This is a genomic window from Arthrobacter sp. Y3223164 (genome assembly GCF_059091005.1).
The window spans coordinates 1-5867 of sequence record NZ_JBNHGF010000165.1 but is presented as its reverse complement, the minus strand read 5'-3'; the positions used below and the strand labels follow the sequence as shown (position 1 = coordinate 5867).

The following is a 5867-nucleotide window of genomic DNA, read 5'->3' as shown; positions in this document are numbered from 1 at the left end:
CTCCGCCTGCCCGGCAGCCTCCGGCGGCGGTTCCTCCAGTCGGGCGCCCTTGGGCAGGCGGGTGGGCCGCGCCGTGTTGAGGGTCAGGTTGTCCATGATGACCGCGAACTGGTCGGTGTGGGTGGAGACGTGCAGTTCCGGCGCCTTGCCGTGCAGCCTGGATTCGGTGCGCTCGGCGTCGGCCAGCAGCGCCGCGATTCCGGCGCGGGCCTTCTGGTCCAGGGCATGCTGGCCGCGCACGGCCGAGGCCGGCAGTTCCACCGTGACTTCGTAGTGCTCGCGGGCGAAGAAGCCGCGGATGCCGCCGACCGTGACCTTCTCGGCCGCGACAATCTTCGCGTCGGGTCCGTGGTCGGCCAGGACCTTGGCCTTGAGTTCCTGGAGGGAAGCGCCCTTAAGCTGCAGCCGTCTGGCCGACACGTACTACCCCCACGGTCTCGATCTTCACGCTGGCGGAGGTGACCTCCTGATAGGACAGTACCGGAAGTCCCCCGGCCTGCGCCGAGACGAGCCGCCGGATGGCCGGGCGCAGCGCGGGCGCGCACACGAGCACCGCGGTGAGGCCGTTGGCTTCCACTTTCTCCAGCGCATCCCGCAGCGAGGCCAGCACGGCTTCGGTCCGCTCGACCGAGAGCAGGATCTGCGTGCCGTGCTCGGACGGGCGCATGCCCTCCAGCATGGACTGCTCCAGCGTGGGATCGATCATGATCACCCGCAGCAGCTGCCTGTCCAGGTACTGCGCGGTCAGGGCCGGGCCCAGCGCCTGCCGGGCGGCCTCGATCAGGCCCTCCGGGTCGGTGGACGACTTGGCCTTCAGCGCCAGTGCCTCGTAGATGCGCGGCAGGTCGTTGATCGGGATCTGCTCCGCCAGCAGCCCCTGCAGCACGCGCTGCACCTCGGCCAGCGACAGCAGCGACGGGGTGAGTTCGTCCACCGCGGACGGGTTCACCGACTTCACACCCTCGGTCAGCACGCGCACGTCCTCACGGGTCAGCAGCCGGGCGGCGTTGGCGGAGATCAACGAGGACAGGTGGGTGACCAGCACGGAGACCCGGTCGATCACGGTGGCTCCCGCCATCTCCGCGCTGTGCCGCATCTCCGCCGGGACCCACTTGCCGGCCAGCCCGAACACCGGCTCCACCGTGGCGATGCCCGGCAGCGATTCCAGGTTGTCCCCCAGCGCCAACACCTTGCCGGCCGGGGCCTCGCCGCGGCCGGCCTCCACGCCGGCAATCCGGATCACATAGGTGGACATCGGCAGGTCGATGCTGTCGCGGGTGCGCACCGGCGGCACCACGACGCCCAGTTCCATGGCTATCTTCCGGCGCAGCGCACGCACCCGCGCCAGCAGGTCGTCGGAGGCGCCGGAGACCAAATCCACCAGGTCCGGGGCCAGCTGGATCTCCAGCGCGTGCACCCGCATCTGTTCAATCAGGTCCTCGGTAGTCTCCGAAGCGGGAGCCGCCTGACCCGCCTCGGCGGCGGCGGCGTCGTCGTCCTTGGCCTTGGCCGCCTCGGTGGCCTTGAGCCGCTGCGCCATGAAGATCAGGAACGCGCCCACCAGGATGAACGGGATCTTGGGCATGCCCGGGATCAGGGCCAGCAGAATGGCCGCGCCGCCGGCGATCATCAGCGCCTGCCGGGACTGGGTCAGCTGGTCGGAGGCGTCGGAACCCATTTCGGAGTCGGCATTCGAACGCGTCACGACCATGCCGGTGGACACGGCCATCAGCAGCGCCGGGATCTGCGTGACCAGGCCGTCGCCGATGGTCAGCAGGGTGTAGGTGCTGACCGCGTCGCCGATTTCCATGCCGCGCTGCAGCATGCCGATGGCGATGCCGCCGACGATGTTGATGATGATAATGATGATGCCGGCGATCGCGTCGCCCTTGACGAACTTCGACGCGCCGTCCATCGCGCCGTAAAAGTCGGCTTCGGCGGATACCGCGGCACGGCGTTCCCGGGCCTGCACGTCGGTGATCAGCCCGGCGTTCAGGTCGGCGTCGATCGCCATCTGCTTGCCCGGCATCGCGTCCAGCGTGAAGCGAGCCCCCACCTCGGCCACGCGCTCGGCGCCCTTGGTGACCACCACGAACTGGATGACCACCAGGATCAGGAACACCACCGCGCCGATGATGATCGAGCCGCCCACGGCCACGTGGCCGAAGGCCTCGATCACCTGCCCGGCATAGCCGTCGCCCAGCACCAGCCGGGTAGACGCCACGTTCAGGCCCAGCCGGAACAGCGTGGCCACCAGCAGCAGCGACGGGAACACGGAGAAGTCCAGCGGCTTCTTCACGAACATCGTGGTCAGCAGGATCACCAGCGCCAGCAGGATGTTCACGATGATCAGCACGTCCAGCAGTCCAGCCGGAATCGGCACCACCAGCAGCAGGACGATGCCCACCACGCCGATCGGGACGGCGAGCTTGGAGAGGTTGCGGTTCATCAGTCACCTCCGGGTGACGGTAGGGACAAGGCTCGGCGGCCCTGCCGGGTTGAAGCGTGGGCGGCAGCGTCGGCGTCGGTCATGGCCGGCTCCGCCATAGTGTGGACGCCTGCGGCTGTACCGGCTGAGGTGCCGCGGGCCTTCAGGCTCATGACGAAGGCCAGCACGCGGGCCACGGCGTTGTAAAGCTCCAAGGGGATCTCCTGGCCGATCTCGCAGGCGCCGTGCAGCGCCCGGGCCAGCGGGACATCGCGCACCACCGGCACGCGGGTGGTTTCGGCTTCCTCGCGGATGCGGGCGGCAATGTTGCCCGCCCCCTTGGCCACCACGCGCGGCGCCGACTTTCCCGGTTCGTACTTCAGCGCCACCGCGTAGTGGGTCGGGTTGACCAGCACGACGTCGGAGCCTCCCACCGCGGCGATCATGCGGTTGCGGCTCATCGCCAACTGCCGCGAGCGCCGCTGCGACTTGATCAGCGGATCGCCCTCGGAGCTCTTGTTTTCGTCGCGGACTTCCTTCTTGGTCATCCGGGTTTTCTTGCGGTTGCGCCGGATCACGACCATCACGTCCAGCGCGGCCAGCATCAGGCCGGCGATGATCGCGGTCTGCAGCAGGCCGGCGGTTCCGCCGCCCGCAGCCTCGAGCAGCGATCCGACCGAGAGCCCGCCGGCGGTCATCAGCACCGGGACCAGGCCCTGGATCACGAAGTAGAGAGCGAGCCCCACCACCACGGTCTTCAGCAGCGCCTTGGCACCCTGCCAGAGCGCCTGCAGGCCGAACACCTTCTTCAGCCCGTTGACCAGGTTGAACTGCTGGGTCTCGGGTTTGAACTTCTTCCAGTGGATGCCGCCCTGCAGCGCCGCACCCGCGATGATCACGGCGACCACGGCCAGGAACATCGGCGTGAGCGTGTACATGATCGTGCCCAGGCCGTCCTCGAGCGCCTTGACCACCAGCCCCGGGTCCGGCGACTCGATCATCCGCGTGACGGTGAACATCTGGTCGGTGCCGGCCTGGGAGGCCCGGCCGATGGTCATCGGCAGCATCAACGCGGCCGCGCCCACGCCCAGCCACGCGGTGAGGTCCTGGGATTTGGAGAGCTGGCCCTTCTGCCGGACTTCCTTCATCCGCTTGGCGGTGGCTTGCTCTGTCCGTTCTTCGGAGGTGTCCTGCGACATCTAGCCCACCACCCCCGTCAGTGCCGTCACGGCCTGTCCGGCGAGCGAGGAGACAATCCGCGGCAGCGCCACGAACACCACGCCGGCCAGGGTCAGGGTCAGGAAGATCTTCAACGGGAAGCCCAGCGCAAACGCGTTCAGCGCCGGGGCCACCCGGGTGAGCAGGCCGAGGCCGGCGTCGGCCAGGAACAGCACCACCAGCAGGGGTCCGGCAATCTGCACCGCCGCCAGGAACATCTGCGTCACACCGGTGATGATCAGCTGCACCGGCTCGGCCAGGTCGACTCCCCCGCCCAGCGGCAGCGCGGTGAAACTGCGCGCGAGCCCGCCAATGATCAACTGGTAGCCGTCGGAGGCGAACAGCAGCGCCAGCGCGGCCATCTGGAACAGCCGGGTGAACTGCGCGCCGTTGACCATGGACTGCGGGTCGAACGCCTGCGCCATGGAGAAGCCGCCGAACAGGTCGATCAACGTGCCCGCCGACTGCACCGCGGAGAACACCACCAGCACGAGGAACCCCAGCAGGGCGCCCACCAGGATCTCCAGCACCAGCGCGCCGAAGAATCCCGCCGTGCTCATCGGCTCGTACCCGTTGGCCACCCGCGGGGACACCGCCAGGGCCAGTCCGACGCCGAGCATCGCCTTGATGCGGGCCGGGATGGCTCCGTAGGAGAACGGCGGGGCAATCAGCAGGAAAGCCACCATGCGGACACCTGCCAGCATGGTGGCCTCGATCCACGCCTGGTCGAGCGGGATGTTCATTATCCGCCGCCGAGCAGGCCGGGGATTTTCTCGAACATTTCCTGCGTGAAGGAGACCATCTCCGAAATCATCCAGTGTCCGCAGATCAGCAGCGCCACGGCCACGGCCACGGCCTTGGGCACGAAGGACAGCGTGATTTCCTGGATCTGTGTCATGGACTGGACCAGGGAGACGGCGAAGCCCACCACCAGCGCGGTGACCAGCACCGGGGCGGAGAGTTTGGCGGCGACCAGCAGGCCCTGCAGGCCGATGTCGAGGACGGCGTTTGTATCCACGGCTAGGTACCGTAACTTCCGACCAGGGCGGTGATGATCAGGCCCCAGCCATCCACCAGCACGAACAGCAGGATCTTGAAAGGCAGCGAAATCATCACCGGCGGGAGCATCATCATGCCCATGGACATCAGCGCCGAGGCCACCACCAGGTCGATCACGAGGAACGGCACGAAGATGACGAACCCGATGATGAACGCGGCGCGCAACTCGGAAATCATGAACGCCGGGATCAGGGTCTGCAGCGGCACGGCCTCGGGATTCTCCGGGTTGGGCAGGTCGGCCGCCCGCATCATCAGCGCCAGGTCTTCTTCGCGGGTGTGCGCCAGCATGAAGTTCTGCAGCGGAGCGGCGGCGGCGCCCACCGCATCCGTGAAGTCCGTGGTCCCTTCCATGTACGGCTGGACGCCCAGCTCGTTCACCTGGGTCAGCACCGGCCACATGATGAACAGCGACAGGAACAGTGCCAGCCCGGCCAGCACCTGGTTCGGCGGGATGGAGGGCAGGGACAGCGCGTTCCGGGTCATCGCCAGCACCACGAAGATCTTGGTGAAGGACGTCATCATCAGCAGCAGCGCGGGGGCCACCGACAGCAGCGTGATGCCCAGCAGCGTGATGACGGCGGACGACGGCGTGCCGTTGGGCCCGTTGATCTCCACCGAGAACCCGCCGTCGCCGTCCGGCGAGCCCGGTTCGACGGGGGCCAGCGGGTCAACGGGGGGAACCGGGGCGACCGGCGACGCGAAGGCCGAAGGCGCGCTCAGGATGGCAGCGGCGACGGCAAAGGCCACTGCCAGCAGTAATGCCAGCAATGCTGCGGTGGCCAAACGCGGCCAGCGGCCCGCCGTCAAGGCCATGATGCCGGTGCTTCTCAACGCGAACGGACCTGCTTCAGGGCTTCGGCGGTCTGCTTCCAGGTGGACGGAGACAAGATGGACCCGGCCAGCGGGGAATCCGGCGCCTGCTCCTGCCGGCCGGCCGGACGCGACGCCCGGCGGCCCGTGCGGACGGAACGCCGTCCGCCGTCGATCGGATACAGCCCCGCCTGCCGGAGGGGAATGACGTCGCCGTCGTGGTGCGGCTCGTCGAACTCCTGCGCGACGTCACGGTGCCCTTGAAACGTTTGTTCGACGGGCGGCTCGGGCATAGCGGCGGCACGACGGGCCGCGCGGCGCGGGACACCGGCGTCGCCGTCGGAAGGTGTTG

Annotated in this window: 6 protein-coding genes and 1 pseudogene; all 7 read right to left on the bottom strand. The window is 68.3% G+C overall.

The window, feature by feature from the left end; all coding sequences use genetic code 11:
• Window positions 1-420, bottom strand: a 420-nt coding sequence (locus AC5RUJ_RS09670) for a hypothetical protein (RefSeq protein WP_494155801.1), incomplete at its 3' end; no start/stop codon positions are given.
• Complete coding sequence (flhA, locus tag AC5RUJ_RS09665; protein WP_494128376.1) at window positions 395-2449, bottom strand: flagellar biosynthesis protein FlhA; 2055 nt, start codon at window positions 2447-2449, stop codon at window positions 395-397. The genes flhA and AC5RUJ_RS09670, both read right to left, overlap by 26 nt.
• Complete coding sequence (locus tag AC5RUJ_RS09660; RefSeq protein ID WP_494128377.1) at window positions 2449-3627, bottom strand: EscU/YscU/HrcU family type III secretion system export apparatus switch protein; 1179 nt, start codon at window positions 3625-3627, stop codon at window positions 2449-2451. The genes flhA and AC5RUJ_RS09660 overlap by 1 nt, the downstream gene beginning before the upstream one ends.
• Window positions 3628-4389 carry a flagellar biosynthetic protein FliR gene (locus AC5RUJ_RS09655; protein ID WP_494000436.1) on the bottom strand — a complete coding sequence of 254 codons (762 nt, stop codon included), beginning with the start codon at window positions 4387-4389 and terminating at the stop codon, window positions 3628-3630.
• Complete coding sequence (gene fliQ / locus AC5RUJ_RS09650; RefSeq protein ID WP_494000437.1) at window positions 4389-4664, bottom strand: flagellar biosynthesis protein FliQ; 276 nt, start codon at window positions 4662-4664, stop codon at window positions 4389-4391. The genes AC5RUJ_RS09655 and fliQ overlap by 1 nt, the downstream gene beginning before the upstream one ends.
• Window positions 4665-4666: 2 nt before the next feature.
• Window positions 4667-5518: a flagellar type III secretion system pore protein FliP gene (fliP, locus tag AC5RUJ_RS09645; RefSeq protein ID WP_494000438.1), complete on the bottom strand. Its 852-nt coding sequence runs from the start codon at window positions 5516-5518 to the stop codon at window positions 4667-4669.
• 14 nt (window positions 5519-5532) lie between these two features.
• Window positions 5533-5867 (bottom strand): annotated as a pseudogene (locus AC5RUJ_RS09640) (hypothetical protein); the annotation flags it as partial.

Bases quoted from the DNA above. Each gene is read 5' to 3' on its own strand.
- fliP (WP_494000438.1), bottom strand. From the start codon at position 5,518: ATGGCCTTGACGGCGGGCCGCTGGCCGCGTTTGGCCACCGCAGCATTG.
- AC5RUJ_RS09660 (WP_494128377.1), bottom strand. From the start codon at position 3,627: ATGTCGCAGGACACCTCCGAAGAACGGACAGAGCAAGCCACCGCCAAG.
- flhA (WP_494128376.1), bottom strand. From the start codon at position 2,449: ATGAACCGCAACCTCTCCAAGCTCGCCGTCCCGATCGGCGTGGTGGGC.
- AC5RUJ_RS09655 (WP_494000436.1), bottom strand. From the start codon at position 4,389: ATGAACATCCCGCTCGACCAGGCGTGGATCGAGGCCACCATGCTGGCA.